Raw genomic sequence first — 25,172 nt, 5'->3', positions numbered from 1 at the left:
CCCCGTCGATGACGACCCCGAGGAGCGCTCCGAGCGCTCCTCCGAGGATGACTCCCAGACCTGCCCGCGTCCGGTCCCGCCGCTGCCTCGCGCCGCTCACTTCAGCTTGTGGCATGTGATCTTCACCGTCCAGGTGGAGAGACTGACGTACCCGTCGAGAACACCGCCGTGCTGATTGCAGATCACCATCGCCCCGAGGACGACGGTCGCCCCCAGAGCCAGCACCACGACGATCGCGACGACGATGATGATCGGGATGATCCCGTTCGCGCGGACGGCAGGATCACCGGATCGCCAGGCTTCGAGCAACCGGAGGCGCGCGGCCGTGGCGAGCGGAGACAATGTGGTCATGTCGTGACCCCCTTCTATCTGACATACCGAACTCTGCCGGTGTCACTTCTCCGGTGTCAAGTCGGGCAGAACAGACGGTGCGCACGGTGCCCGATCGCCGCGAGGGCGCGCGAACGCTCCCCGCCGGCGTCGTGCACCTTCGGAGTCAGCGCACCCGCGCCTCGATCCCGGCGAGCAGCACGTCGATGCCGAGGGCGAAGCGCTCGTCGTACGAGTGCTCGCCGAGGATCTCCCCGACGAGGGCGTGCCGCTCCGGGCGCCCGGCCTCGGAGGAGCCCCGGCCCACGAGGACGCCGACGTGTCCGACCACGAAGTCGTAGACCACGAAGAACGCGTACATCGCCTCGCGGTCCGGCAGCCCGGCCGACCGCAGCGCGCCCACGACGGTGCGGACGACCCCGTCGGACTCGCGTGACGCCAGGGGCGCGTGCCGGCTGTGCGACTCGAGCACGAGCGGGTGGGTGGTCATGAGGTCGCGGAAGGTGACCGCGAAGACCCGGACGACCTCGCGCCAGTCCGACGGCCACACGAACGTCGAGGCGAACTCGTCCACCGTGCGGCGCACCAGCTCGGCGTGCAGGTCCTCGAGGCCGCCGATCGTGCGGTGCACCGTCATCGGCGCGACGCCGAGCGCGGCACCGAGGGCGCGGAAGGAGAGCCGGTCGAGTCCCTCCTCGTTGGCGATCCGGGTCGCGGCGTCGATGACCTGCTCGCGGGAGAGCACGTTCGGTCGGCCCCGGCGTCGTCGCGGTGCCACCTCGGCCTCGCCCGCTGCGGGAGCGGACCGGGGTGCGGTGGTGGGGACGGCGGGGTCGACGAGCACGGTGGGACTCCTTGTTCTGGTACGTGTACCGAAAAGCCTAGGGCAAAGCCGAACGACATTCGGTGAACCGACCATCCCGCACACCGCGGCCGGTGCACAAGAGCCGCACCGGGCCTCCCGGCCTGCTCCCTGACGCCGCGGGCCCGACCCGCGCCGGGTCGGACCCGCCCGCTAGGGTGAGGCCATGGCGACCCGCGACGAAGTCGAGTGCTGGCTGACCGACATGGACGGCGTGCTGGTGCACGAGAACCAGGCCCTCCCCGGGGCCCCCGAGCTCATCCAGCAGTGGCTCGACGAGGGCACGGAGTTCCTCGTCCTGACGAACAACTCGATCTTCACCCCGCGCGACCTCAGCGCCCGGCTCCGCGGTTCGGGCCTCCACGTGCCCGAGGAGCGCATCTGGACGAGCGCGCTCGCGACGGCGGACTTCTGCCGCTCGCAGATGCCCGGCGGCTCCGCCTTCGTGATCGGCGAGGCCGGCATGACCACGGCCCTGCACGAGGCCGGGTTCATCATGACCGAGACCGCCCCCGACTACGTGGTGGTCGGTGAGACCCGGAACTACTCGTTCGAGGCGATCACCAAGGCCGTGCGGCTCATCCGTGACGGCGCCCGCTTCATCGTCACCAACCCGGACGCGACGGGCCCGAGCGCCGAGGGCGTGCTGCCGGCGACCGGGGCCATCGCCGCGATGATCGAGAAGGCCACCGGCAAGCAGCCGTACGTCGTCGGCAAGCCGAACCCGATGATGTTCCGCTCCGCGATGAACCGCATCGGGGCGCACTCCGAGAACACCGGCATGATCGGCGACCGGATGGACACCGACGTGCAGGCGGGCATCGAGGCGGGCTTGCACACCGTGCTCGTCATGACCGGCATCAGCGACCAGGCCGAGATCGAGCGCTACCCGTTCCGCCCGAGCGAGGTCATCTCCGGGGTGCACGAGCTCGTCCGGACCGAGCCGTTCGAGGTCGAGCTGTAGCAGCGCGCGCCCGCCGCGTGCGGGCGGGAACGCGGCGTGCGCGCCCGTTGCGGACGGGCGCAGGCCCGAGCGCGGCGCGTGCGGGCGCAGGCCCGAGCGCTGCGCGTGTGGCGCGGTGTCAGACCGCCTGGAGGCGCGGCTCGTCCCCGCGCACCGCGTCGGCCGCCATGGGCGGGACCGTCCGCCACCGGCGCCGCAGGCGGCGCGGCCGGTCGTCCCGCCACGCGACCACCCCGCCGGCGACGATGCCGAACGCGAGGACCGCGAACGAGAACAGCCCGATGATCCCGGCCGGGACCAGCAGGCTCGTGTCGCCCGGCCGCACCGTCGCCGAGAAGCCGATCGACCCGAAGTCCCAGAACGCGTGCAGCAGCATCGCCGGGACCAGCGAGCCGGTGAGCCGCCGCGTCACGTACAGCGTCGACCCGAACGAGGCCGCGAAGACGACCTGCACGGCGGTCGTCCCGAGACCGGCACCGGCGAGGACGTTGAGCAGGTGCAGCAGGCCGAAGAGGACGCACGACACCGCCCACACGGCGAACTCGGGCACGCGTCGCCGGAGGCCGACGAGCAGGACACCGCGGGTCATCAGCTCCTCGAACACGCCGACGAACAGCACCCCGACCGTGAGCAGGAGGAAGTAGCGGACGGGCAGCGCGCTCCAGTCGATGAGCGGCAGCCGGACGAGGCAGACGAGCAGGATCCCCAGCGGGGCGATCATCGTCCACCGGAGCGGGGTGCGGGTCGGGTCGACGGTCGCGATGCGCCACCAGCCGAGGCCGCTGACCACGACGGCGAGCGCCACGACCGCGATCCCCTCGGGGACGACCAGGGAACGGACGACGCTGTCGACGGTCTGGCCGAGGGTCGGGTAGTCGTCGCTCGGCCGTGCCCGCCAGGCGCTGACCGCGGCGAAGAGCACGAGCGGTGCGAGGCCGACCAGCAGCGACGGAGGGACCGGCCAGCGCCGTCTGCGGACCGGGGCTGCTGACGTCACGTCTGCGTTTGTACCATTGGCACATGCGGCTTCCCTCCCTCAGCACCATGGCCGAGGACTACGTGAAGCTCATCTGGAAGGCGAGCGAACGCGGCGGCGGCGGACTCGCGACGCGGGACATCGCCGCGGCGCTCCGGGTCTCGGCGTCGACGGTGTCGGGCAACCTCCGGAAGCTCGACCGTGACGGGCTCATCGAGCACACCCCGTACTACGGTGTCGTCCTCACGCCGCTCGGCCAGCAGGTCGCCGTGGCGATGGTCCGGCGGCACCGGCTCATCGAGACGTTCCTCGTGCAGCGGCTCGGGTACGGCTGGGACGAGGTGCACACCGAGGCCGAGGCTCTCGAGCACGCGGTCTCGGAGACGTTCCTCGACCGGGTGGACGTCGATCTCGGGCACCCCACGCACGACCCGCACGGCGATCCGATCCCACGGGCGGACGGCTCCGTGCCGGACTCGCCGGGTGCGCTCCTCGGCACCGTGGCCCCGGGGGCGTGCGGCACGGTCGACCGGGTGTCGGACGACGACCCCTCGCTCCTGCGGTACTTCGACGAGCTCGGAGTCGCCCTCGGGACGCACCTGCGCGTCGAGCAGGTCCGGGACTACGCGGGCGTGATCGCGGTGTCTCGGCGCTCGTCCGACGGCTCGGAGTCGCTCGTGGACCTGCCGGCAGCGGCCGCGACCGCGATCTGGCTCGCCCCCGACGGCGACTGACGCGCGGCCGCCGCGGCCGCGCGGCAGCCGCGCGGCCCCGGCGCAGCCCCGAGACTCGGGGTCGGCGACAGATCTCGCGCGGAACGGCGCGAGATCTGTCGCTCAACGCAAGACTCGGCCCCGCGCCGCCTCGACCCCGCGCCCCGCCGCCCGCCCCGCGCTCAGCCGCGCTCGACCGCGGGCTGCCGCCGGAACGGTGCCGCGAGCGTCGGCGCGATGTCCCGCCGGTTGATCCAGAACACGACCACCGCGGCGACGAGGTGCACGATGCTGAGCACCCACCGTCCGCTCGTGTCCGTCACCACGAACTGGACCGCGAACAGGGCCACGAGCGCGATCGCCGACCACCGGTGGAACCGCAGCGCGATGATGATCGCCACGCCGAGCACCGTTTGGGACGCGGTGAGCATGAACTCCTCGACCTGCCGACCGTCGAGCGGCAGCCCGCCCGTGGTCCCGCCGCCGAGGACGTGTGCGATCGGCAGCGACCCGACCAGCAGCGACCACTGGTTCACCTTCGAGGCGATGAGCGTCCCGATGGCCGCGCCGCCCATGCCGCGCAGGGCGAAGAGCGCGGCGACGATGAACTCGGGCGCCTCGGTCGCGAGGGGCGCGAGCCACTGCACGAGGAAGTAGCTGTCGATGCCGAGTGCGCTGCCGGAGGACACGAGCGCCTCGGCGAAGGGCTCGGCGGACGACAGGATCACGGCGGCGGCGGCGACGAACAGCGCGACGATCGTCCAGCGCCGGGCACGGGTCGGCATCGAGGCGATGTTCCCCGCCATGCCGACCATCTCCTCTTCGTCGTCGTCACCGTCGGCGACCTTCGACGCGCGCCACAGGTAGGCGACGAACGCGGCGAGCAGCACGAACCCGAACCACAGCGGGATCGAGCCGAGGAGCGGGATGAGGAACGCGACGACGGCGAGGAGCGCCAGGAACCCGATGTCGAGCCGCGAGGACTGCTCGAGCTGCAGCACCTTCGTCGCCGAGGCGGGCAGCGAGCCGGCACGGACGTACCGGCGGGCGACGAGCAGCGAGATCACCACGACGAGCGGCCAGCCGAACCCGAGCAGGAGCCGGTTCGACCCGGTCATGTTCGCGGCGGCGAACTGCTCGAACGCGGGGTCGGAGCCGGAGCGGAACGCGTAGAAGAGGTCGACGGCGTACTCGGGCAGCACCGCGATGAGCGCGAGGATCGCGATGGCGAGGGCTCCCGCGATGTCCTTCTGCGCAGCCTCGGCGGCCCACGCGAGCAGGAACGACGCAGCGACGACCGCACCGCCGAAGACGAGGAGGTCGACGACGGGGTTCGGCGCGAAGCCCGTCAGCCGGAATACGACGGCGGGGACGGCGAGCACGACGCAGATCGCGACGCGGCCCCAGGCGCTGCGGCCCATGCGGGAGGCGCCTGCGGTCGATGTCGACGCGGTGCGCGGTGTCGGGTTCGACAGGGTGTCGGTCATGGTGGGTCTCCTGGTCGGAGCCACGGCGGAGCATCACGGGAGGACCTCGGCCACGGCGGAACGGCCGAAGGTCTCGCTCGCCCGGGCCGGACGGCCGCGGGTGGTGCACCGGACCGATCGTCGTGATGGTCAGTGTGTCGATGCACGCGCTGGGAGCTACTCCCCTTCGACACCCACCCTGGCCGGTGTCGACGCCGACACGCAAGCCGATCCGGGGTGTTCGAGACGTCGAATCCGCGGGTTCCGTCACCCGCCCAGCGCTGGCGCGGAACGGCCTGGAGGCACGGGACGGGCCCGCCACGCGCCTCCAGGCCGTCACGGGGTCACCGCAGCGGCCCTCGTCAGCCGGAGGCGCGCTTGCTGCGTCCCAGCGCCATCTCGCGTCGCGCGCGCTCCAGCGCCAGCGAGGAGGCGGCGTCCGGGTCGTGCAGCAGCCGCTCCGTCTCGGCCACGTGCGCACGGACCGCGTCGCCGCGTCGTGCTGTCGCCTCCGCGAGGACGGGTGCGACGACGTCCTCGCCGAGCGACACGAGCGCGCGGCTCAGCGCGAGGCGCCGGTCGCGGTCGCCCTCGCCGAGTTCCAGGGCGAGTCGACGGGCAAGGGCCGGACGCTCCGCGTCGGGGGCGAGGACCACCGCCGCACGCCAGGCGGTCCGGCGGACGCCGGGGTCGGTGTCCCCGATCCGCTCCGCGACCTCGTCGAACACCGAGCCGTCGCGGATCTTCGAGAGCGTGTGCAGCGCCTGCGAACGCGCCTGCGCCTCGGGGCGGTCGAGCTCCGCGACGAGCCGGGGCACGACGAGCTCCGCCGGGAGCCGGACGAGCGACCAGGTCAGGGCCTCGCGCACCTGCAGGTCGGGGTCTGTCGCGCACTGCTCGAGGAGGACGTCGAGGTCGGCCGGGTCCGCGGTCGTCCCGGCCGCCATGACCGCCCGGAGCCGGACGGAGGAGCGGGGGTCGGCGAGGTGGTCGGTGAGCGTGGGCATCCCCTCATGCAACACTGCGAAGCCTCTGGTCGGGCGACAGGTCGCCGGGCATAGCGTGGGAGGGTCGCGACGGTCCGCCGCGGCAACGACCACGAGAGGACCCGCAATGCCCCGCATCGGTACCAGTGACCTGACCGTGTTCCCCCTCGCCCTCGGCGGCAACGTCTTCGGCTGGACCGCTGACGAGGAGACCTCACACCGTGTCCTCGACGCCTACGCGGGCGCCGGCGGCGACTTCGTCGACTCCGCCGACGTGTACTCGGCCTGGGCGCCGGGCAACAGCGGCGGCGAGTCCGAGCGGGTCATCGGATCGTGGCTCCGGGCGTCGGGCAAGCGCGACGACGTCGTCATCGCGACCAAGGTCTCGCAGCACCCGGAGTACAAGGGCTTGTCGGCGTCGACCGTCGCGGCGGCAGCGCGTGCCAGCCTGGAGCGGCTCGGGACGGACCGCATCGACCTCTACTACGCGCACTTCGACGACGAGTCGACGCCGCTGGAGGAGACCGTCCGCGCGTTCGACCAGCTCGTCCGCGAGGGGCTCGTCCGCTACACCGCGATCTCGAACTACTCCCGAGCTCGCGCGGAGGAGTGGATCCGCATCGCGTCCGACAACGGGCTCGCGAAGCCGGTCGCGATCCAGCCGCACTACAACCTCGTGACGCGGGAGCCGTACGAGTCGGAGATCGCGCCGCTCGCCGCCGCCGAGCACCTCGGGGTCGTGCCGTACTTCGCGCTCGCGGCCGGCTTCCTGACGGGCAAGTACCGCACGAAGGAGGACTTCGCCGGCGCGGACCGCGAGGGGCAGGTGTCGGGGTACTTCACCGACGCGGGGCTCGCGGTCGTCGACGCCCTCGACACCATCGCCGACGCCCACGGCGTGGCGATCGCGACCGTGTCCCTCGCCTGGCTGCAGGCGCAGCCGGACGTGGTCGCGCCGATCGCGAGTGCGCGGAACACCGAGCAGCTGCCGGCCCTGCTGGCATCGGCGGAACTCGAGCTCACGCCGGAGGAGCTGCAGACCCTGACGGACGCGTCCGCGAAGGTCCCCGCCGCGCGCTGACCCGGCCGCGGGCGCGGGCGCGGGCTCGGGCTCGCTTCGCCGACGCGGAACGACACCGCCGCCGTCGCACGACGACGACCCCGTCGCCCGACAGCGGCGTCCCCGACAGCGGCACCGCGCCCCGGCACCGCGCCCCGGCACCGCGCACGCGGCCTAGGACGTCGGCGCGAGCGACCCCGTGAGCGTCTGCCCCGACGACCGCGTCACGAAGCACGCGATGAACGTGTCCCCGCGGTCCCACGTCGACGCATCGGGCGCGTACGACCCCTGCACCTGCACGTCGCCGTACGACGCCGCAGCCGCCGTGTCGAGTGCCGCCGAGGTCTGGCACTGCTCGCTCGCCTGCGCCGCGAGCGCGTCCGCCCCCGGCCACGCATCCGCCTGCACCGGGAGCCGCGCGGTCAGCTGCGCCACGTGCGGCGTCGAGCAGTCGACGACGGTGTAGGTCTGGGCCCACGCGTCCGTGTACGGCGCCGCCAGGCACTCCCCGCCCGCGAGCTCGGTCCACGAGTGCTCCCCGGGCGTCGCCTGCGTGGTCGCGAACACGATGCCCGCCGGCTGCGTCTGGGCGGGCTGCGCCTCGGCGGAGGGTGTGGTCGACGGCGAGCTCGACGACTCGGCGGACTGCGCCGCAGCGCTCGGCGACGAGGTCGGCGTGAGGTGGTCCGCGACGGTGTTGCCCATGATCCACCGGGCGAAGAGGAACACCAGCACGAGCAGCACGACGATGAGCACGACCGAGCCGCCGATGAGGATCTGCTTCCCGCGCTTGCCCTCGCCCTGGAGCCGGGCGAACTGCTGGTTGATGACGCCCTGCTTCGCCGGCGAGGACGACGGCGCGGTCGTGGCACCGGTCCCACGGCCGGAGGAGCCGGCGGCGGCTCCGGACGCCGCACCGACGGCGGGCAGCATCGCCGTGCCGGTGTCGTGCGGGTCGTAGCCGGTCGCGCCGAGCTGGTCGACGGCGGCGGTGCCGAAGAGGTCCTTGATCGCGCTCGTGTCGCTCGTCTCGCGGTCGGTCCACTCCGACTGGTCGATGTCCTCCGGGCGCAGCGGGCGGGCAGCGGGCGCGGCGACGGGCTCGGTGACGGGACGGTCGTCCTCGGATCCGAGCAGGCCGTCGAAGTCTTGCCCGACGGCGGGCGGCAGATGCGCGGGGTAGGTCTCGGGGGTGGGCTCGACGAGTGGCGGAGCGGCCGTCGGCGGGGCCACGTCGTCGGGTTCGGCCCACCAGGGCGACGCGGTGGCCGAGCGGGGCGGCTCGAAGGCGACGGTGGGGGTGTCCTCGGCCTCGTCCGACAGCGACCAGCTCGTGGCCGGCGTCGTCGCGGAGGGCTCGGCCGGTGCCGCCGCGACCGGTGTCGCGGGGCGCGACGGCTCGACCGGGAAGCCCGTGGCCGCGTCCGGCACGGACAGTCGCGTGGTCGGCGCGTCGGGGTCGTCCCCGCCCGACGGCGCTCCGGCAGCCGGCGCACCCGCAGGAGCCGCACCCGAAGCCGGCTCGCCCGGGGCCAGCGCAGCCGCTCCCGCCCCGGCCGCAGCGATGCCACCCGCACCCGGCGCGGACGCGGGCTGCTCCCCCGCCAGCGCGACGGTCTCGAAGGCCTTCGTCGCGAAGGCGTCCGAGGTGAGCGCCGTCGGCACCTCACCGGTCGCGTCGTCCCGCACCGCCCAGTCGAACGGGCGGTCCGGGCCCGGAGCGTCGACGTCGCGGTCGGAGGACTCCAGCCCGAGCAGCTCGGTGAAGCTCGGCGGCTCGTCCGAGGAGGGCAGCGCGTCCTCGACCCCGAGCGGCTGGCGGGCCATCGGCTCGCCCACGGTCACCGCGCCGGTACCCGTCCCGGTGGCGCGGCCGAGCCAGTCGACGTCCTCGCGTCCGGTCCCGGTCGGGTCCACCCGTCGACGCTCGTCGTCGAGTGCCCGCGCCTCGGCCGCACGGGCGTCGCGGTTCGACCGGGCCGTCGGGAGCTGGATCGAGCTCGGGTGTGCGTGCTGCGACGGTGCCGAGAGCTGCTCGGGCATCGAGATCGCCTGGGTGGCGGCGTCGTCGGCCACGGCACCCGGAACGGCAATGCCGTCGCGGTCGGCACCGGACGACGTCGCGTCGTCCGGCTCCGGCGCTGAGGTCGGCTCCGGCGCCGAGGTCGGCTCCTCCTCCGGAGCGGCGAACGGCTCCGGCAGCGGTGCACCCGTCTCCTGCGCGGCCTTGATCGCCTCTCGACGCTCCCGTCGGGACGGCCAGTCGTCGGCCGAGCGGGGAGCGCCGAAGATGTCCGCAGCGCTGCGGAGACCGTGGAACGGAGCGTCCGCGTCCGACGCGCGCCGTGCCTCCAGGCCGTCGGTCCCGTCTCCGGAACCGGCGGTGTCCCCGGGGCGCTGCGCGTCGTCCGGACGCTCCCCGGTCACGCGGACAACCCCAGGTCGGCCAGTCCGATCGCGGCGTAGTAGGGGTACCCGGCGGCCTCGATCTTCTCCTTCGCCCCGGTGTCGCGGTCCACCACGACGGCCACGGCGGCGATGATCGCGCCCTCGCGCTCGAGCGCCTCGGCGGCCTTGAGCGGCGAGCCGCCGGTCGTGGAGGTGTCCTCGAGCACGATGACGCGCTTGCCCGCGACGTCGGGGCCCTCGACCTGGCGGCCGCGCCCGTGGTCCTTCGGCTCCTTGCGCACCACGAAGGCGTCGTACGCGAGTCCGCGGGCGGCCGCCTGGTGCAGCACCGCGCTCGCGATCGGGTCGGCACCCATGGTCAGCCCACCCACGGCGGCGACGTCCGGCACCTCGGCGATGAGGTCGGTCATCACCTGTCCGATGAGCGGCGCGACCCGGTGGTCGAGGCTCACCTTGCGCAGGTCGATGTAGTACGACGCCTGCTTCCCGCTCGTCAGGGTGAAGTCGCCGTGGAACACGGCATCGGCCTTGATGTGGTCGATCAACTGGGCACGCACGTCCGTCACAGCGCACCAGAGTAGCCGGTCGGGGTGGTACGCCGCTGCTGATCGCCCGCTGCACGCCGGGAGGCCTGCGCCGAGCCCGCCTCGGTACGCTCCGGAGCATGTCCCGCTCCGCACCGTCGCCCGCAGTCGAGGCCGGGCGCGCGGCCCCCGCGGGCAGGTGGGTCGCGGTCGGCCGGGAGGCACTGGGCGCGCTGGTCGCGCTGGCCCTGTCCGTCATCGCGTTGCGGCACGTCATCGCGACGCCGCGCGTCGCGCTCCTCTGGTACGACGGCGACTCGGTGCTCCTGCCGCTGGTCCGGCGCTCGCTCGACGCCGGGCAGCCCTTCGAGTGGGCGATGTCCCCCGCGCTGTTCTTCTTCCCCGAGCTGCCCGTCTACCTCCTGTGCTCGGTCGTGACCGCGACGCCGCAGCAGGCGCTCGCGCTGAACGGCCTGCTGGTGCTGCTCGCCGTGTACGCGCTCCTCCGTGCGGCGGCGAACGAGCTCATGCCAGCCGCCGGGCGCCCGGCACGGATCGCGGTCGCCGCGCTCGCGCTCGCCTTCGTGACGGCGCTCGTGCTCACGGAGTCGACGGCGACGGCGACCTCGCTCGAGCTCGCTTCCCTGCTGCTCACGACCACCTACTACTACGGCGCGGTGCTCGCCATGCTCGGCACGGCCGTGCTCGTGCTCCGCGCGGTGCGGACCGGCCGGGCGTCCGTGCCCGTCCTCGTCACGCTCGGGCTCGTCGCCGCGCTGACGACGGCGTCGAACCCCCTGTACGTCCCGTGGTCGGCCGGGCCGGTGATCGTGACGCTGGTGCTGCTCGCGCTCGCGCGCCGGGTGCCGTGGCGGCCGTCGCTGCTGCTCGGGTCGGTCCTCGTGGTCGGCTCCGTGGCCGGGTACCTCGTCCGGATCCCGCTGCGCCCGTTCGTCTCCCTCGACCCCGCGACGTACGTGCACCCGTCCCGTGCGGTCGACACCCTGGCGTTCTTCGCGCAGCTCACCGACGACCGTGCGGCATCCGCGGCGGGCGACGCCGGGCTGCTGCTGCTCTTCGTCGGCGTGCTGCTCGCCGTCGGCGGCACCGTGTGGGCGTGGCGGGTCCGGACCGCACGGACGGTCCTCGTCGCCACGGTGCTGCCGCTGGTGACGGTCGTGGCGGTGTCCGTCGGGGTCGTCGTCGCCGGATCGGAGACCCCGCGCTACCTCGAGCCGATCGTCACCGCGCCGCTGCTCGCGATCGTCGCGGTCGCCGAGCTCACCCGCACCGCGGTCCGCGCCACACGGGTGCACCGACCGTCGCGGGCGGTGCGGACCGTCCTCGCGATCGGCGCGGCGGCGGTGCTCGTCGCCGGGGTCGCGGCCGTCCCGGGCACGGTCCGGACGGTCACGGACGCGCGCTACACCGCTGCCCGCTGCCTCGACCGGTGGGCGGCCGGGCGGGACGTCACGGGCGTCGGCCAGTTCTGGACGGTGCGGCCGCTCGCGACGTACGCCGCCCCGAACGTCGAACTCCTGCAGGTCCGGGACACGTTCGACACCTACCCCTGGCTCGTCGACCTCGGCGCGTACCGCGGGGCACGGCCGACGTTCGTCGTCATCGGGTCCGGGGACGTGTGGACCCGGGCTGTGGAGGACTCGCTCGGGAGCCCCGCGTCGATCACCCACTGCACGGGCTTCGACGTCTACGACTACGCGGGGACCACCGGGGCGGCCGTGCTCCGCGACCGCGTGGTGCAGAGCGCCGAGCAGACGCTCCGGGACCGCGGCTTCTGAGAGTCGTCCACAGCGGCGCGCCGACAGCCGGTCCTGCCTGTACGGATGTATAGGCTCGCCACCGTGACCCGCGCCACCCGCCACCGTCCCGCCCGCCGGCTCCCGGTCCTCCCGCTCCGTCTCGCCGTGACCGGCCTGGCGCTCGCCGGACTCGTGGGCACCGTCGTGCTGGACGCCCCGGCAGCGCAGGCGAAGACGTACCCCTCGTGGGACGACGTCCTCGCCGCCCGCGGCAAGGAGTCCGACAAGCAGGGCCAGATCACCCGGATCCGCGGCATCATCGACGGGCTGTCCGCCGACCTCGAGGCGGCGCAGGACGAGGCGGAGCGGCTCGGCGACGAGTTCTACGACGCCCAGACCGCAGCCCAGCAGGCAGCCGAACGCGAGCAGCGCCTCCGCGCCGATGCCGATGAGCACGCGGAGGTGGCCGAGCAGAGCGCCGCACAGGCGGGCCAGCTCGCCGCGCAGATGGCCCGCTCCGGCGGTGCGGACGTCACCGCCTCCGTCGTGGGGAGCACCGAGGACGCCTCCGACCTCCTCTACAACCTCGGCGCCCTGAGCAAGCTGTCGGAGCAGGCCGAACGGGTCGAGGCCGCGGCGACCGCCGACGCCGCGGTGGCCCGGTCGCTGACCGCGCAGGCCGACCGCGCCGCGGAGAAGCTCGACGAGCTCGCGCAGGCGGCGCAGGACCGCATGGACGAGGCGCAGGCGGCGTCCGACCGAGTGCAGACGGCCTACGACGAACAGCAGTCGAACAAGGCGAGGCTCGACGCGCAGCTCGCGACCCTGACCTCGGGGCGCGTCCGCTCCGAGAAGGAGTTCGCGAAGGGCGAGGCCGTCCGCAAGGCCGCGGAGGAGAAGGCAGCGCGTGAAGCAGCCGAGCGCGCCGCGGCCGCCGAACGCGCGCGGGCAGCCGCGGCGAACAGCGGCGGCGGGTCGAGCGGGAGTTCGTCGGGTGGGTCGAGCGGGTCGAGCGGCGGGTCGTCCGGTGGCTCCGCCGGGTCCGGCTCCGGCACCGGCTGGGTGCGGCCCGCGAGCGGTTGGATCACGAGCCCGTACGGGTACCGGGTGCACCCGATCCACGGCGGCGTGATCTTCCACGAGGGCGTCGACCTCGGGAGTGCGTGCTCGAGTGCGATCGTCGCGGCGGCTGCCGGCACGGTCGACTACGTCGGGTGGTACGGCGGCTACGGCAACTACGTCCGCATCTCCCACGCGGGCGGCTACCAGACCGCCTACGGCCACATCGTGAACGGCGGGTTCCGGGTGTCGCCCGGCCAGCAGGTCTCGGCCGGACAGCTCATCGCGCTCGTGGGGTCGACCGGCAACTCGACGGGCTGCCACTCGCACATCGAGGTGCACACGGGCGGGACCACCACCGACCCGGTGCCGTTCTTCGCGGCCCGCGGCGTCGCGTTCTAGCCGAGCGCCGCGCGCAGGCGGCGGGCGGCCGCCGCGCGCGGGCGGCCGCGCGCGCGGGCAGCGCCCCGTCGCCGCGCGCTCGCGCCCGCGCCCGGCCGCGCGCGCGGGCGCCCGCGCCCGCGCTCGCACAACGGAAAGCACCCCGAACCGCGTGATCGCGTGGTTCGGGGTGCTTTCGGTTGTGCGCCAGCACACCGCACCGGCACCGGCACCGGCACCGGCAGGCGCCACCGCACCGGCACCGGCGTCAGTGCACGCGGTCCGGCTTCCCCGACCCCGCTCCCCCACGCGCGATCTCGAGCAGCACGGGCAGCCGCTCCCCGAGCACCGCGTCGAGGTCCGCGACGACGGCCTCGACACGCTCGGTGAGCTCCCGCGGTCCCGCACCCCGGCGGGGCCGGACACGGATGCGGACGGCCCGACGCCCCCGGACCCGGTAGACGTCGACCGCGAGCGAGGCCACCTGGGGCAGGTCGCCGATCGCCGAGGACAGCGCGTGCTGGACCGCCGCGGCCTCGATCCGCACGGAGCCGGCGACACCGTCCGCGCCGCCGTCGTCCTCGACGACCGTGCCGGTCCGCCCGCCGCCGAGCGTGCTGAGCACCACGAGGGCGAGGACGCCGAGCACGACGGCCCCGCCGAGGAGCGCCGTCCACGCCGCGATCGAGGCCTGCCGTGCCACTCCGGGGCCGAGATCGGCGAGCCCCGCCCGGGCGACGTCCTGCCACACCGCCGCGACGGCCGGGACGGTCGGCACGAGCACGGTCACGACCCCGACGCCCAGCAGGGCGAGCCCGACGAGCACCAGGGCGATGCGTCCGAGGACACGGTTCGTCGCGTTCACCCGTCCACCCTCCCGGTCGGCTGGACACGGACGTGCGCGGTGACGGTCGGCTGTGCGGCGACGGCGTCGAGCTCGCGCTGCACGGCGTCGGTGGCGTCGAGCACGGGGACGTCCACGCCGGCGGCCGGGCGGAGGACCACGTCCACGGTCCGGCGCCCGACGGTGCCGACGGCCGCGTCGGGTCCGAGCCGGGTCGCCGAGCGGGCGGCGCGGGCCACGGCGGAGGCGAGCACCTCGTCGTCCACGATGACCGCGAGCCGCTCGGACGGCATCGTGTGCCGGGGCAGGCGCTTCGGCAGGAGACCCCGGAGCAGCAGGGTCAGCCCGAGGACCGCGACGACGGCGCCGACGGTGACGACGACGGTCGTGTCGAGCCCGCCGGGCGCCCGCGCAGCCGCGTCGACGACCGCGCGTGGGTCGACGCCGAGCACCCCCTGGCCGAGCAGGACGGCCGACGCGGCGACCACCACGACGGCGGCGAGGAGTACGACGAGCAGCATCGCGACGACGACGGTCCCCGAGCGGGACGCCGTCGTCTCGCGACGGAGCACGCGGCGGTGGATCCGGTCGTCCGGGGCGGCGCGCGGCACGTCGACGTCGCGTGGAGCGGCGGCGCTCACCGGACCCTCCGGGGGACGTCGACGACCGACGAGGCGTAGGTGACGTCGACCCGGTCGACCTGGCGTCCCGTGATGGCGTGGACCCGGTCCGCGATGGTGCCCCGGGCGCGGTGCGTGGTGACGAGCACGGGCTCGGTCGGCACCGCGCCGGAGCCGAGCACGGGGACGCGCAGCGGGGCGGTGACCTCGACCGACAGCGAACCGCGCCCGTCGCCGGTGACCCGGGCGCGAACGTCCCGGAGGGGCGCGCGGAGCGCCTCGGCGGCGACGGCCTGGGCCGTGTGCACGAGCGCGGCCGAACCGATGCGGTCCCAACCGGGGACGACGCCGCCGCTGCCGGGACCGCCGGCGACGACGGCGTGACTCACGACGAGCTCCGGCGTCCGCGGAGGACGTCGGCGAGGCGGCGGACGTCGAGGTCGCCGCTCACGATCCGACCCACCAGGGCCCCGACGAGCATGGCGACCGCCACCACCACGAACGCCCAGAAGCCGAGCGTGACGGCGACGATCGCGAGCACGGCGCCGACCCCGGCGCCGACCACGGTGGCGTTCATCGCACGCGGCCCTCGGCGTCCTCGGTCGCGGCGGGCAGTCCGGGGATCTCGACGTCGTTGATCGCCACGTTGACCTCGGTGACCTCGAGCCCGACCAGGTCGGTGACGGCGGTGGTCACGGCAGCACGGACGGCCGAGGCGACCTCCATCATCGGGACCGGGTACTCGACGACGATGGTGACGTCGACCGCGGCCTGCGTCTCACCCACCTCGACGCGGACGCCCTGCCCGAGGGCGCTGGAACCGATGGCGTCGCGGATCGCGCCGAACGCCCGGGCCGCGTTGCCGCCGAGGGCGTGCACGCCGGGCACGTCGCGGGCGGCGATGCCGGCGACCTTCGCGACGACCGCGTCGTCGATGATCGTCCTGCCCTTGGTGGTGACCTGCGTCGTCGGCGAGCCGGTGGTGGGCCCGTCGACGCGGTCCGTGGTGGGTGCCATGGTGGTCTCCGATCTGATCCGGTGGTGCACCCCAGCGAACACCATCCGGCCGGGGAGGGACCGGTAGGTTCGGACCATGCGCGTGGCGACCTGGAACGTGAACTCCGTCCGCACCCGAGTGGGGCGGATCGTCGACTGGCTCGTGCGTGAGGACGTCGACGTCCTCGGCATGCAGGAGATCAAGTGCAAGCCGGAGCAGTTCCCGACCGAGGCGTTCGAGGCGGCCGGCTACCAGGTGGAGGCGCACGGCCTGAACCAGTGGAACGGCGTCGCCTTCGCCAGCCGGCTGCCGATGGAGGACGTCGCGCGCGACTTCCCCGGGCAGCCCGGCTTCCTCAAGGGCCACGAGGGCCCGGACCTCCCCGTCGAGGCCCGCGCGATCGGCGTCACGGTCGACGGTGTCCGCCTCTGGAGCCTCTACGTGCCGAACGGTCGCGAGCTCGGCGACCCGCACTACACGTACAAGCTCGACTGGCTCGCGCAGCTCGCCGACCGCACCGCGGAGTGGCTGTCCGACGACCCGGAACTGCCGCTGGCGCTCATGGGCGACTGGAACGTCGCGCCGCTCGACCAGGACGTCTGGGACGTGCGGGTGTTCGAGGGCGCCACGCACGTGAGCGAACCCGAGCGCGCCGCGTTCCGTGCGTTCGAGGAGCGCGGGCTGCAGGACGTCGTCCGGCCGATCGTGCCGGACGGCTACACGTACTGGGACTACAAGCAGCTCCGCTTCCCCCGCAACGAGGGCATGCGCATCGACTTCGTGCTCGGTTCCCAGGCCTTCGCCGACGTGGTGACCGACGCCGCGATCCACCGCAACGAGCGCAAGGGCGACGCGCCGAGCGACCACGTGCCGGTGTCGGTCGACCTCGACCTGGACACCTCGCTCGACGACGACCGGCCGATGATCTTCTGACGCCCGAGCGGCACCGCTCGGAGCACAGCGACACCGCACCGCGTGCTGCTCTGTTACGCCCGGCGTCCGCCGCCGTTGTCGACGGCCCGGGGCGGACGTAGGTTTCCTGCACCGGCGACGCACCGTCGCCGCTCTCGAGAGCAGGTGAAGCCATGTCCCGCACGACCGTCCTCCCGATCCAGCGCGTCATGGCCGACGCCAACCCCGCCGCGTGGCGTGACGGCATCGTCGTCGAGGCGCACGAGGCTCACCTCGTCGTCGCGTTCCTCGACGGCGCGGTGACCCGGCTCCGGGTGGCGGACGCCGACGCCCTCGCGTCCGTCGGGGCCCCGGTCGCCCACCATCCGGTGGCTGAGCTCCTCAGCTCCGGCGGGGTCCGCACGACCGCTCGGGCCGCCTGACCGCCTCGGCTGAGCACGGCCCGCCGAACGCGGGGGTCACGTCGTCAGACGGGCATCGCGTCCATCATCGCCCGGCACTTGGCGACCATCTCGTCGCACGCCATCGCGCAGTAGCGGCACGACTCGTCCATGTCCGCGTGCTGCCGGCACTCCGCTGCGCACGCCGTGCCCATCGCCACGCAGGCGGCGAGCATCGTGCGCATGGCCTCGGCGTCCATGCCCATCGGACGCATCATCATGCGCATGCCGGTGTCCGCGAGCATCGCCGTGTTCGAGCACATCGCCGCGCAGGTGGCCATCTCGCCGCCCGTGCGCATGTCGGAGGCGGAGCACATGGTCGCGGCCATCGACGCGGCGTTCATCGCCATCATCGTGTCCTGCATCATCTCCATGTCCATCGCCATCGGCATCGCGTCCGTCGACATGGTCTTCATCATCGCCATCGTGTCCATCGTGGTCTCCCGTTCCTCGTGGTCGTGACCGCCACGGTACGCGCGCCGTCCGCGGCGCAGCCTACGAGCGCGTGAAGAGTCCGCAGCACCCGCTCGCTCTCGGCGCGTCCGCGCCCACCACCCGACGGGAGGCACGGTGTGACCCCGCCATGCGCCTCCCGTCCGCAGCGTGCGAGCTTCCGCACACCGTGCGAGGAACAAACCCCCGCACCGTGTGCGCAACCTCGCACCGTCCGCAGCACCCGCTCGCCCCCGGCGCATCCGCGCCCACCACCCGACGGGAGGCACGGTGCGACCCCGCCACGCACCTCCCGTCCGCACCGTGCGAGCTTCCCCACACCGTGCGAGGAACAAACCCCCGCACCGTGTGCGCAACCTCGCACCGTCCGCAGCACCCGCTCGCCCCCGGCGCATCCGCGCCCACCACCCGACGGGAGGCACGGTGCGACCCCGCCACGCACCTCCAGTCCGCACCGTGCGAGCTTCCCCACACCGTGCGAGGAACAAACCCCCGCACCGTGTGCTCAACCTCGCACCATGCGCACGCGCCGCCGCACCATGCGCGCGCGCGCGCACACGCGCGCGTTGCGCGGCGCAGCGGCCTACGGGTGCAGCAGCGCCGCGATCGCGACGAGCACCGGCACGGACCCGACGGTCGTGAGGAGCACGACGTCCCGCGCCACCGGCACGGCCGCCCCGTACCGCTGCGCGTAGTTGAACACGTTCTGCGCGGCCGGCAGCGCCCCGAGCGTCGTCAGCACGAACACGTCCTGGTCGCCGAGCCCGAACACCGACCGGGCGAGGACGAACGCCACCGTCGGCATCACCACGAGCTTGATCGCCGAGGCGACGAGGACGTCCGTCCGGATCGACGGGTCCCGCAGCGGCGTCGCACCGTGCAGGCTCATGCCGAAGGACAGCAGGACGACCGGCACCGCGGCAGCTCCCACGAGCGAGAACGGCTCGAGCACGGGAGCGGGCAGCTCGACGTGCAGCGCCGAGCACGCCAGGCCGACGAGCGACGCGATGATGATCGGGTTCCGGAACGGCCCGGCGATCCGACGCGCGAGGCTCCCCGCGCCCGCGGTGGCCGTGTCGAGGACGGTCAGGGCGATCGGTGCGAGCACGATGAGCTGGAGCAGGATCACCGGCACGACCGCGGTGGCCTGTCCGAGTACGTACACCGCCACGGGCAGGCCGATGTTGTTCGCGTTCACGTAGCTCGACGCCAGTGCGCCCACCGTGGTCGTCGCCACCGGACGGCGGAGCACCAGCCGGAAGACGAGCGCCGCCCCGAGCGCCACGACGAGCGCGCTGACGAGCGACACCCAGAGCATCGGGGACAGCAGTGAGGCGATGTCGGCGGTCGCGATCGTGTGGAACAGCAGGCACGGCATGAGCACGAAGAACGCCAGGCGCCCCATCACGAACTGCGCGTGCTGCCCGAGCAGCCCGGTGCGCCCGACGACGTACCCGGCGGCGATGATCGCGCCGATGATCGCGAACCCGGTCAACACGCCACCCATCCCGACCATCCTGGCACCCCGGCTTCATGTGACGTCGTTCAGCCCGGAAATGCGTCCGCGCCGGATACCGTTGCACGCACCATGACCTCGCAGACGCTCACCCGCTCGACCGACTCCAGCCAGCCCCTCGTGCCGCTCCTCGAGGAACGGTGGAGCCCGCGCTCCTACGACGAGAGCGCCACGATCGACGACGCACCGTTCGACGCCCTGCTCGAGGCTGCTCGCTGGGCACCGTCCGCGATGAACCACCAGCCCCGCCGCTTCATCGCGGGACGCCGCGGCACCGAGACCTTCCGGAAGATCAACGAGAACCTCCTCGGCTTCAACGCCGCGTGGGCCTTCCGTGCGAGCGCCCTCGTGGTCGGGGTGCTCGAGACCGTGACCGAGGACGGCGACGAGCGTCCGTTCGCGCAGTACGACCTCGGCCAGTCCCTCGCGGCGCTGACGGTCCAGGCGCACGCCGAGGGACTGCACGTCCACCAGATGGCGGGCATCGACGCGGCCGGTCTCCGCGCGGCGTTCGACCTGCCGGAGCGCTTCCTCCCGTACACGGTGTCGGCGATCGGTACGGTGACCGACCCGTCGCAGCTCGACGACAAGGCTGCGGAGCGCGAGGTCGCCCCGCGCACGCGGCTGCCGCTCGACGAGGTCGTGCTCGTCAAGGAGTGAGCCCCGCGTCCACCGTGCGCGGCCGCACCCCGGGTCCAGGGGTGCGGCCGCGTGGCATGTACGGACACGGGTACACGGACATCACGGACGCCCGCGACCGGGTGCCGGCGTCGCACCGGCCCTGAGCCGACACCCGTCGCACCCGGCGTCTCGTCGGCGCGGCTCTGGCAGGATCGTGCACATGACCACGCCCCGCCTCGTCGCCTTCGACCTGGACGACACCCTCGCCCCGTCGAAGTCGCCGCTCGACCCCCGCATGCTCGAGACCTTCGCGTCCCTGCTCGAGGTCGTGCCGGTCGCCGTGATCTCCGGCGGCAACTTCCACCAGTTCGAGCAGCAGCTCGTGACCCCGCTCCGTGACCGCGAGGACCTCACGCTCGACGACCTCCACCTCCTGCCGACCTGCGGGACGCGCTACTACCGGTGGCAGGACGACGACTGGGCGCTGCAGTACGCCGAGGACCTCACCGACGAGCAGAAGACCCGTGCCCTCGCCGCGATCGAGGAGCAGGCGAAGCAGGCGGGCTACTGGGAGGAGCGGACCTGGGGCGACATCCTCGAGGACCGCGGCTCGCAGATCACGTTCTCGGCGCTCGGCCAGGCCGCCCCGGTCGACGTCAAGAAGCAGTGGGACCCGACCGGCGAGAAGAAGGACCACCTCCGTCGTCTGGTCCAGGAGCAGCTCCCCGACCTCGAGGTCCGTTCCGGCGGCTCGACGAGCATCGACATCACCCGGAAGGGGATCGACAAGGCGTACGGCATGCGCCGGCTCGCCGAGATCACGGGCATCGCGCTCGAGGACATGCTGTTCGTCGGCGACCGGCTCGACCCCGAGGGCAACGACTACCCGGTGAAGGCGCTCGGCGTCCCCTGCCACGCGGTCGAGGGTTGGGAGGACACCGACGCGTTCCTGACGGAGCTCGTCCCGACGCTGCGCTGACGCGCACCGAGACGGACGGGAGGCGCGGTGCCGGCTGGTGCCGCGCCTCCCGTCCGTCGTCGGGTCGCGCCCAGTACACGAGCCCGCGACTCGGCGCGAGGCCCGTCGTCAGGGGATGCTGCGGACCGCCTCGACGAAGGCGCGGATCTTCGCCTCGTCCTTCACCCCGCGCTCGGACTCGACGCCGCTCGACACGTCGACACCGTCCGGATCGAGCGCCTCGACCGCGGCGACCACGTTCGCGGGCGTGAGTCCGCCCGCGAGGATCCAGGCCTCGTCGACCCCGCCCGCGATCGTCGCGGGGTCCACCAGCCGACCGCTCCCCGGCACCGCGGCGTCGAGCAGCAGCAGGTCGTGGTCGTACGCGGCGCGCTGCTCGGGGGTCTCGCGGAGGTAGTCCTCGGCGCTGACGGCCCGGATGGTGAAGAACCCGGCGTCGCGCGCCCGGGCGAAGTCGGAGGCCGCTTCGCCGCCGTGGAGCTGCAGCGTGGTGAGTCCGACCGCGGAGGCGATGCCGACGATCTCGTCGATCTGCTGGTCACGGAAGACCCCGACGGCGTCGACGCCCTCGGGCACGCGCTCGACCAGCTCCTTGGCGAGGTCAGCCGTCACCGTGCGGGGGCTGCCCGCCGCGAAGACGAACCCGACCGCGTCGGCACCGGCGTCCACGGCGGCGTCCACCGTCTCGGGGGTGGAGAGGCCGCAGATCTTGATCCAGCGCTGATCGGTCATGCCGTCCATCCTGCCAGGGAGCACCGGCCCGTTCCGCCGGGTCGGTGCAGCACGGCGCGGGCGGCGGCCGTCGGTACGGCGCCGGTGGGGGCCGGCCCGATCAGTGCGACGCGCCGACCACGTACGACGCGGCGCACGCTGCGATGACGGCGACCGTCGTGCACGACGCGATGAGGACGTTCCGCCGACGCCAGCGCTTCGTCGCCGAGAACGTGCCTCGCTTGGCGTGCCGGTGCGCCGCGCGGTGCAGCTTGTGCGCGTGCTTGTGGCGCTCGCGGTCCGGGCCGAGCGGCAACGGGCCGGTGATCTGCGTCGAGCCGCCGCGCAGGGCGTTCGCCACGGCCACCGCGGTCGGGCGGCGGGCGGGATCGCGGTGGGTCATCCGCTCGAGCAGGTCCCGCCACTCCGACGCGACGCCGTCCGGGACCTCGGGGTCACGACGCAGTCGCGCGAGCGCCGCCTCGATGAGGGTGCCGGAGTACTCCTGCTTGCCGGTCAGCGCCTCGAGCAGGACGAGTCCGAGCGAGTAGACGTCGGTCGCGAAGCCGATCGGCTCGCCGGCGACCTGCTCGGGGCTGAGGTACGCCGCCGTACCGATGATCGTGCCGTCGTTGGTCAGTCGGGAGCCGTCGACGAAGTGCGCGACGCCGAAGTCGGTGAGCTTGACCGTGCGTGCGAAGCCGGACGAGCCCTCGTCGCTGATGAGGATGTTCGCCGGCTTGACGTCACGGTGGACGATGCCCCGGGAGTGCACGTACGCGAGCGCGTCGGCGAGCTGGGCGCCGAGGTCGGCCACCTCGTAGTTGTGCAGCGGCCCCTCGGCGAGTCGGCGCAACAGGGTCGTGTCGGCGATGAGCTCCATCACGATGAACCGGTGCGGGCCGTCCTCGAACTCGTGGGTCCCGGCGTCGTAGAGCGGGATGAGCCCGGGGTGCGAGAGCATGCTCAGCAGCCGGATCTCGCGCTCCTGCCGGACGCGGTCGGCCGTCGTCATGGTGTCGGGCGTCGCGAACAGCTTGACCGCCACGAGCCGGTACGTGTGCTCGTCCCGGGCCTCGTACACGGTGCCCATGCCGCCGGTGCCGATGAGCCGGACCAGCCGGTACCGTCCGGCGAGGACGGTCTCCGCCCGGGGGCTGTCCAGCAGGGTCATGTGCACGTCGTTCTGTCGGGAGCCGGGAACGCGGCAGTTGCCGACATGGTGACTCACCGAGTACGGTACGCGCCCGCGAGACGGACCGCGGCCCCGTTACGACATCGTGACACCCCGTACTTCCCTGTGATCACGCCGATGCGCCGGGTGTAGGCACTGCTGCAACGGATGAGCGTTCACGCGCAAGGAGGACACGATGGCGCTGTCGAAGGGCGACGAGGTGCACTGGAACACCTCGCAGGGCAAGACGACCGGCAAGCTGGTCGAGAAGAAGACCAAGGACTTCACGTTCGACGGTCAGGACTTCAAGCCGAAGGACGACGACCCCTACTGGATCGTCGAGTCGGAGAAGTCGGGCAGCAAGGCCGCCCACAAGGAGTCGTCGCTCACCAAGGCGTGACGGCTCAGTCGCCGGCCGGGGTGGCGCGGCGTCGTCCACGCCCACCCCGCCCGGCGCCCTCGACCCGCCCGGCACGCTCGACCCGCCCGGCACGCTCGACCCGCCCGGCGCCGTCGGGCTGCGTCGCGCGACCGGCCCGCTCGGCCCGGATCCGTCGGACCCGGCGCACCACGAACGTCACGACGACGACGACGATCGCGACGTAGAGCACGCGGTCGATCCACTCGGTGTACTGCTCGACCCGCTCGTACTGCGTCCCGAACGCGGCGCCGAGCAGGACCAGCGCGCCGTTCCAGATCCCGCTCGCGATGATCGTGAAGACCGAGAACGTGCCGAGGTGCATCCGGTCCGCTCCGGCGGGCAGTGAGATGAGGCTGCGCACGATCGGCACGAACCGGCCGAAGAACACCGCACTCCTGCCGTGCCGGTGGAACCAGTCGGCCGCCTTCCGGAAGTCGTCCTCGTCGACCAGCGGCAGCTTGCCGAGCAGGTGGACGGTCCGCTCGAACCCGATGACCGCGCCGAGCCAGTAGAGCACGAGCGCGCCGAGGTAGGAGCCCAACGTCGCGGCGACGAGCACGAGGACGAGGTTCATCTGCCCCGCGCCGGCGAGGAACCCGGCGAGCGGCAGGATCACCTCCGACGGGATCGGCGGGAACACCGTCTCGACGAAGAGCATCAGTGCGACGCCCCACTCCCCGAGCGCGTCGATGAGCTGCAGGACGAGCCCGGAGAGCCCGCCCATCTCGGGGTCGGCGGCCGCCACGGGGCGGGTCAGGGCAGTCGTCATGCTCCGATCATCCCTGAGCGCCCTGTCAGAGTCCGGCGCGCGACCTGGATGTCAACCGAGTCCCATGTGGGACGTCCGGACGTGCGTGAGCGACCGGGCGAGCGCGCCGCGGGCGACGGCGTCACGGCCGACGGTGGACGGTGTCACCGCGACGGGGTGCCGGAGCCGGGGCGACACGAGGTCCTGGAGCGCCGCGGCGAAGACCTCGGCGGCGGGCAGGACCTCGCCACCGACGACGACGACCTCCGGGTCGAGCGTCGTCACGAGCTGCACGACCCCGGGCACCACGTCCTCCGCGAAGGCGCGTACGACCGCGACCGCCTCGGCGTCCCCGCGCCCGGCCGCCGCGAAGACCGACTCGAGGTCCGTGTCGGCGGCGATCCGTGCCTCCAGTCGGGCCGGAGCGGTCGGCCACCCCGTCGATGCCAGGCCGCCCATCTCGCCCGCCGCACCGCGGGCACCCCGCGCCAGCGAGCCGTCGACGAGGTAGGACGCACCGATCTGCCGCCCCATCACGAGGTAGAGCGCGTCGTCGACGCCGCGGAAGCGACCCCACATGGCCTCGGCCGTCGCGGCGAGCTTGGCGTCGTTGTCGAAGAAGGTGGCGGCACCCGGGAAGAGGTCCTGGATGCGCCCGGGCACCCGCGACTCCACCCACTGCGGCACGGCGACGGTGTAGTCGATCGCCCCGGACCGGTCGACGACCGCGGGCACGCCGAACGTCGCCGCGAGGACCCGGTCGGGATCGACACCGTCGGTCAGTCGCTGCACGACGTCCTGCACGCTCGCCCACGCCTGGTCCGCGGAGGTGAGGTCCGCGTAGTGCTCCTCGACCCGAGCCGTCGTGGCACCGCGGAGGTCGGCCCGGAGCCCGACGATGCCGTGCAGCCCGAGGTCGACGCCGAGGACGGCACCGGCCGAGGCGTCCGCCGCGAACCGCTTGGCGCGCCGCCCGGCCTTGTTCGGGGTCGCGATGGCCTCCGCCTCGGCGACCCAGCCCTCGTCGACGAGGTCCGCGAGCGCCGCCTCCACCGTCGGACGGGACAACCCGACCGCACGGCTCAGCTCCGTCACGGTGCGGGAGGCGTCCTCGCGGAAGAGCTCGTCGAGGATGGCGCGCGAGTTGATGAGCCGGAGCACGCCGGGCGTCGTCCCCACCACGGTGCTCGGGAGCGTTGACACGGTCTCTTCCACGGCCATAGCCTCCATATTACGAAAGACCGTT

General features: G+C 73.4%; 29 protein-coding genes. 11 read left to right on the top strand and 18 right to left on the bottom strand.

All coding sequences use genetic code 11. The features are described from left to right. Window positions 1-96 precede the first annotated feature (96 nt). On the bottom strand, window positions 97-351 hold the full coding sequence (locus MON03_RS02575) for a hypothetical protein (RefSeq protein WP_031273824.1): 255 nt from the start codon (window positions 349-351) through the stop codon (window positions 97-99). 145 nt (window positions 352-496) lie between these two features. Beyond that, window positions 497-1,174 (bottom strand): TetR/AcrR family transcriptional regulator, encoded by a 678-nt coding sequence (locus tag MON03_RS02570; RefSeq protein WP_242090333.1) that lies wholly within the window; start codon window positions 1,172-1,174, stop codon window positions 497-499. A gap of 184 nt (window positions 1,175-1,358) precedes the next feature. Between MON03_RS02570 and MON03_RS02565 the strand changes: the two genes are divergently transcribed. Beyond that, window positions 1,359-2,156, top strand: a complete 798-nt coding sequence (locus MON03_RS02565) for an HAD-IIA family hydrolase (protein ID WP_022904341.1) — start codon at window positions 1,359-1,361, stop codon at window positions 2,154-2,156. Between the two features lie 118 nt (window positions 2,157-2,274). On the opposite strand, the gene MON03_RS02560 is transcribed toward MON03_RS02565, so the two are convergent. Beyond that, window positions 2,275-3,153: a CPBP family intramembrane glutamic endopeptidase gene (locus MON03_RS02560; RefSeq protein ID WP_242090331.1), complete on the bottom strand. Its 879-nt coding sequence runs from the start codon at window positions 3,151-3,153 to the stop codon at window positions 2,275-2,277. A gap of 23 nt (window positions 3,154-3,176) precedes the next feature. Between MON03_RS02560 and MON03_RS02555 the strand changes: the two genes are divergently transcribed. Next, on the top strand, window positions 3,177-3,866 hold the full coding sequence (locus tag MON03_RS02555) for a metal-dependent transcriptional regulator (RefSeq protein ID WP_022904343.1): 690 nt from the start codon (window positions 3,177-3,179) through the stop codon (window positions 3,864-3,866). A gap of 161 nt (window positions 3,867-4,027) precedes the next feature. Here the strand turns inward: MON03_RS02555 and MON03_RS02550 are convergent, their stop codons facing one another. Beyond that, window positions 4,028-5,332: a calcium:cation antiporter family protein gene (locus MON03_RS02550; protein WP_242090329.1), complete on the bottom strand. Its 1,305-nt coding sequence runs from the start codon at window positions 5,330-5,332 to the stop codon at window positions 4,028-4,030. 341 nt (window positions 5,333-5,673) lie between these two features. Beyond that, window positions 5,674-6,318: a HEAT repeat domain-containing protein gene (locus MON03_RS02545; RefSeq protein ID WP_022904345.1), complete on the bottom strand. Its 645-nt coding sequence runs from the start codon at window positions 6,316-6,318 to the stop codon at window positions 5,674-5,676. Between the two features lie 106 nt (window positions 6,319-6,424). Here MON03_RS02545 and MON03_RS02540 point away from each other — a divergent pair, with 106 nt between their 5' ends. Continuing rightward, the gene (locus MON03_RS02540; RefSeq protein ID WP_242090327.1) at window positions 6,425-7,378 is read left to right on the top strand and encodes an aldo/keto reductase; all 954 of its coding nucleotides are present in this window, start codon (window positions 6,425-6,427) and stop codon (window positions 7,376-7,378) included. A 153-nt stretch (window positions 7,379-7,531) separates the two neighbouring features. Here the strand turns inward: MON03_RS02540 and MON03_RS02535 are convergent, their stop codons facing one another. Beyond that, the gene (locus MON03_RS02535; RefSeq protein ID WP_242090325.1) at window positions 7,532-9,784 is read right to left on the bottom strand and encodes a septum formation family protein; all 2,253 of its coding nucleotides are present in this window, start codon (window positions 9,782-9,784) and stop codon (window positions 7,532-7,534) included. Continuing rightward, on the bottom strand, window positions 9,781-10,332 hold the full coding sequence (pyrE, locus tag MON03_RS02530; protein WP_242090323.1) for an orotate phosphoribosyltransferase: 552 nt from the start codon (window positions 10,330-10,332) through the stop codon (window positions 9,781-9,783). Before pyrE ends, MON03_RS02535 begins: the two co-directional genes overlap by 4 nt. Window positions 10,333-10,430: 98 nt before the next feature. Between pyrE and MON03_RS02525 the strand changes: the two genes are divergently transcribed. Both MON03_RS02525 and MON03_RS02520 read left to right on the top strand, forming a co-directional pair. Continuing rightward, the gene (locus MON03_RS02525; protein WP_242090322.1) at window positions 10,431-12,089 is read left to right on the top strand and encodes a hypothetical protein; all 1,659 of its coding nucleotides are present in this window, start codon (window positions 10,431-10,433) and stop codon (window positions 12,087-12,089) included. Between the two features lie 63 nt (window positions 12,090-12,152). Beyond that, a complete protein-coding gene (locus MON03_RS02520; RefSeq protein WP_242090319.1) occupies window positions 12,153-13,511 on the top strand; it encodes a M23 family metallopeptidase in 1,359 nt (452 codons plus the stop codon). A 247-nt stretch (window positions 13,512-13,758) separates the two neighbouring features. Here MON03_RS02520 and MON03_RS02515 read toward each other — a convergent pair whose 3' ends face one another. From MON03_RS02515 to MON03_RS02495, 5 genes are read right to left on the bottom strand one after another with little or no spacing between them, the layout of a single operon-like run. Then, window positions 13,759-14,355: a hypothetical protein gene (locus MON03_RS02515; RefSeq protein ID WP_242090317.1), complete on the bottom strand. Its 597-nt coding sequence runs from the start codon at window positions 14,353-14,355 to the stop codon at window positions 13,759-13,761. Next, window positions 14,352-14,975 (bottom strand): hypothetical protein, encoded by a 624-nt coding sequence (locus MON03_RS02510; RefSeq protein ID WP_242090315.1) that lies wholly within the window; start codon window positions 14,973-14,975, stop codon window positions 14,352-14,354. The genes MON03_RS02515 and MON03_RS02510 overlap by 4 nt, the downstream gene beginning before the upstream one ends. Beyond that, window positions 14,972-15,343 (bottom strand): hypothetical protein, encoded by a 372-nt coding sequence (locus tag MON03_RS02505; RefSeq protein WP_242090313.1) that lies wholly within the window; start codon window positions 15,341-15,343, stop codon window positions 14,972-14,974. Before MON03_RS02505 ends, MON03_RS02510 begins: the two co-directional genes overlap by 4 nt. Then, complete coding sequence (locus MON03_RS02500; protein ID WP_022904355.1) at window positions 15,340-15,531, bottom strand: DUF2273 domain-containing protein; 192 nt, start codon at window positions 15,529-15,531, stop codon at window positions 15,340-15,342. Before MON03_RS02500 ends, MON03_RS02505 begins: the two co-directional genes overlap by 4 nt. Beyond that, on the bottom strand, window positions 15,528-15,971 hold the full coding sequence (locus MON03_RS02495) for an Asp23/Gls24 family envelope stress response protein (protein WP_031273832.1): 444 nt from the start codon (window positions 15,969-15,971) through the stop codon (window positions 15,528-15,530). Before MON03_RS02495 ends, MON03_RS02500 begins: the two co-directional genes overlap by 4 nt. 76 nt (window positions 15,972-16,047) lie before the next feature. Here MON03_RS02495 and MON03_RS02490 point away from each other — a divergent pair, with 76 nt between their 5' ends. Together MON03_RS02490 and MON03_RS02485 are read left to right on the top strand one after the other, a co-directional pair. After that, window positions 16,048-16,884, top strand: coding sequence for an exodeoxyribonuclease III (locus MON03_RS02490; RefSeq protein ID WP_242090311.1), 837 nt, complete (start codon window positions 16,048-16,050; stop codon window positions 16,882-16,884). A gap of 152 nt (window positions 16,885-17,036) precedes the next feature. Further along, complete coding sequence (locus tag MON03_RS02485) at window positions 17,037-17,285, top strand: hypothetical protein (RefSeq protein ID WP_022904358.1); 249 nt, start codon at window positions 17,037-17,039, stop codon at window positions 17,283-17,285. A 44-nt stretch (window positions 17,286-17,329) separates the two neighbouring features. Here MON03_RS02485 and MON03_RS17460 read toward each other — a convergent pair whose 3' ends face one another. Further along, the gene (locus MON03_RS17460; RefSeq protein ID WP_502798704.1) at window positions 17,330-17,620 is read right to left on the bottom strand and encodes a four-helix bundle copper-binding protein; all 291 of its coding nucleotides are present in this window, start codon (window positions 17,618-17,620) and stop codon (window positions 17,330-17,332) included. Here MON03_RS17460 and MON03_RS02475 point away from each other — a divergent pair. Beyond that, window positions 17,502-17,765 (top strand): hypothetical protein, encoded by a 264-nt coding sequence (locus MON03_RS02475; protein ID WP_242090306.1) that lies wholly within the window; start codon window positions 17,502-17,504, stop codon window positions 17,763-17,765. The two genes, MON03_RS17460 and MON03_RS02475, sit on opposite strands and share 119 nt — an antisense overlap. A 574-nt stretch (window positions 17,766-18,339) precedes the next feature. On the opposite strand, the gene MON03_RS02470 is transcribed toward MON03_RS02475, so the two are convergent. Next, the gene (locus MON03_RS02470) at window positions 18,340-19,263 is read right to left on the bottom strand and encodes an AEC family transporter (RefSeq protein WP_242090304.1); all 924 of its coding nucleotides are present in this window, start codon (window positions 19,261-19,263) and stop codon (window positions 18,340-18,342) included. A gap of 81 nt (window positions 19,264-19,344) precedes the next feature. Between MON03_RS02470 and MON03_RS02465 the strand changes: the two genes are divergently transcribed. Beyond that, window positions 19,345-19,932 carry a nitroreductase family protein gene (locus tag MON03_RS02465; RefSeq protein WP_022904361.1) on the top strand — a complete coding sequence of 196 codons (588 nt, stop codon included), beginning with the start codon at window positions 19,345-19,347 and terminating at the stop codon, window positions 19,930-19,932. 181 nt (window positions 19,933-20,113) lie between these two features. Beyond that, window positions 20,114-20,872: an HAD-IIB family hydrolase gene (locus tag MON03_RS02460; RefSeq protein WP_242090303.1), complete on the top strand. Its 759-nt coding sequence runs from the start codon at window positions 20,114-20,116 to the stop codon at window positions 20,870-20,872. 108 nt (window positions 20,873-20,980) lie between these two features. On the opposite strand, the gene MON03_RS02455 is transcribed toward MON03_RS02460, so the two are convergent. Together MON03_RS02455 and MON03_RS02450 are read right to left on the bottom strand one after the other, a co-directional pair. Continuing rightward, window positions 20,981-21,604, bottom strand: coding sequence for a phosphoribosylanthranilate isomerase (locus tag MON03_RS02455; RefSeq protein WP_242090302.1), 624 nt, complete (start codon window positions 21,602-21,604; stop codon window positions 20,981-20,983). A gap of 100 nt (window positions 21,605-21,704) precedes the next feature. Next, complete coding sequence (locus MON03_RS02450; RefSeq protein ID WP_049976596.1) at window positions 21,705-22,757, bottom strand: serine/threonine-protein kinase; 1,053 nt, start codon at window positions 22,755-22,757, stop codon at window positions 21,705-21,707. A gap of 196 nt (window positions 22,758-22,953) precedes the next feature. Between MON03_RS02450 and MON03_RS02445 the strand changes: the two genes are divergently transcribed. Continuing rightward, complete coding sequence (locus MON03_RS02445; protein ID WP_022904363.1) at window positions 22,954-23,157, top strand: hypervirulence associated TUDOR domain-containing protein; 204 nt, start codon at window positions 22,954-22,956, stop codon at window positions 23,155-23,157. Window positions 23,158-23,161: 4 nt separating this feature from the next. On the opposite strand, the gene MON03_RS02440 is transcribed toward MON03_RS02445, so the two are convergent. Next, window positions 23,162-23,947 carry a DedA family protein gene (locus MON03_RS02440; protein WP_083882147.1) on the bottom strand — a complete coding sequence of 262 codons (786 nt, stop codon included), beginning with the start codon at window positions 23,945-23,947 and terminating at the stop codon, window positions 23,162-23,164. 51 nt (window positions 23,948-23,998) lie between these two features. Then, window positions 23,999-25,129 (bottom strand): ROK family transcriptional regulator, encoded by a 1,131-nt coding sequence (locus MON03_RS02435; protein ID WP_242090301.1) that lies wholly within the window; start codon window positions 25,127-25,129, stop codon window positions 23,999-24,001. Window positions 25,130-25,172 lie beyond the last annotated feature (43 nt).

The organism is Curtobacterium sp. DN_7.5 (assembly GCF_022655355.1).
Taxonomy (GTDB): Bacteria; Actinomycetota; Actinomycetes; order Actinomycetales; family Microbacteriaceae; genus Curtobacterium; species Curtobacterium luteum.
This window is presented reverse-complemented; position numbering and strand designations above follow the sequence as displayed.

What these genes read in the sequence shown, in the direction of transcription:
- MON03_RS02575 (WP_031273824.1), bottom strand. Translation starts at nt 351, where the DNA reads ATGACCACATTGTCTCCGCTCGCCACGGCCGCGCGCCTCCGGTTGCTC.
- MON03_RS02495 (WP_031273832.1), bottom strand. Translation starts at nt 15,971, where the DNA reads ATGGCACCCACCACGGACCGCGTCGACGGGCCCACCACCGGCTCGCCG.
- MON03_RS02485 (WP_022904358.1), top strand. Translation starts at nt 17,037, where the DNA reads ATGTCCCGCACGACCGTCCTCCCGATCCAGCGCGTCATGGCCGACGCC.
- MON03_RS02545 (WP_022904345.1), bottom strand. Translation starts at nt 6,318, where the DNA reads ATGCCCACGCTCACCGACCACCTCGCCGACCCCCGCTCCTCCGTCCGG.
- MON03_RS02465 (WP_022904361.1), top strand. Translation starts at nt 19,345, where the DNA reads ATGACCTCGCAGACGCTCACCCGCTCGACCGACTCCAGCCAGCCCCTC.
- MON03_RS02565 (WP_022904341.1), top strand. Translation starts at nt 1,359, where the DNA reads ATGGCGACCCGCGACGAAGTCGAGTGCTGGCTGACCGACATGGACGGC.
- MON03_RS02445 (WP_022904363.1), top strand. Translation starts at nt 22,954, where the DNA reads ATGGCGCTGTCGAAGGGCGACGAGGTGCACTGGAACACCTCGCAGGGC.
- MON03_RS02490 (WP_242090311.1), top strand. Translation starts at nt 16,048, where the DNA reads ATGCGCGTGGCGACCTGGAACGTGAACTCCGTCCGCACCCGAGTGGGG.
- MON03_RS17460 (WP_502798704.1), bottom strand. Translation starts at nt 17,620, where the DNA reads ATGTGCTCCGCCTCCGACATGCGCACGGGCGGCGAGATGGCCACCTGC.
- MON03_RS02525 (WP_242090322.1), top strand. Translation starts at nt 10,431, where the DNA reads ATGTCCCGCTCCGCACCGTCGCCCGCAGTCGAGGCCGGGCGCGCGGCC.
- MON03_RS02550 (WP_242090329.1), bottom strand. Translation starts at nt 5,332, where the DNA reads ATGACCGACACCCTGTCGAACCCGACACCGCGCACCGCGTCGACATCG.
- MON03_RS02460 (WP_242090303.1), top strand. Translation starts at nt 20,114, where the DNA reads ATGACCACGCCCCGCCTCGTCGCCTTCGACCTGGACGACACCCTCGCC.
- MON03_RS02540 (WP_242090327.1), top strand. Translation starts at nt 6,425, where the DNA reads ATGCCCCGCATCGGTACCAGTGACCTGACCGTGTTCCCCCTCGCCCTC.
- MON03_RS02475 (WP_242090306.1), top strand. Translation starts at nt 17,502, where the DNA reads ATGCCCATCGGACGCATCATCATGCGCATGCCGGTGTCCGCGAGCATC.
- MON03_RS02455 (WP_242090302.1), bottom strand. Translation starts at nt 21,604, where the DNA reads ATGACCGATCAGCGCTGGATCAAGATCTGCGGCCTCTCCACCCCCGAG.
- MON03_RS02500 (WP_022904355.1), bottom strand. Translation starts at nt 15,531, where the DNA reads ATGAACGCCACCGTGGTCGGCGCCGGGGTCGGCGCCGTGCTCGCGATC.
- MON03_RS02450 (WP_049976596.1), bottom strand. Translation starts at nt 22,757, where the DNA reads ATGACCCTGCTGGACAGCCCCCGGGCGGAGACCGTCCTCGCCGGACGG.
- MON03_RS02470 (WP_242090304.1), bottom strand. Translation starts at nt 19,263, where the DNA reads ATGGGTGGCGTGTTGACCGGGTTCGCGATCATCGGCGCGATCATCGCC.
- MON03_RS02555 (WP_022904343.1), top strand. Translation starts at nt 3,177, where the DNA reads ATGCGGCTTCCCTCCCTCAGCACCATGGCCGAGGACTACGTGAAGCTC.
- MON03_RS02440 (WP_083882147.1), bottom strand. Translation starts at nt 23,947, where the DNA reads ATGACGACTGCCCTGACCCGCCCCGTGGCGGCCGCCGACCCCGAGATG.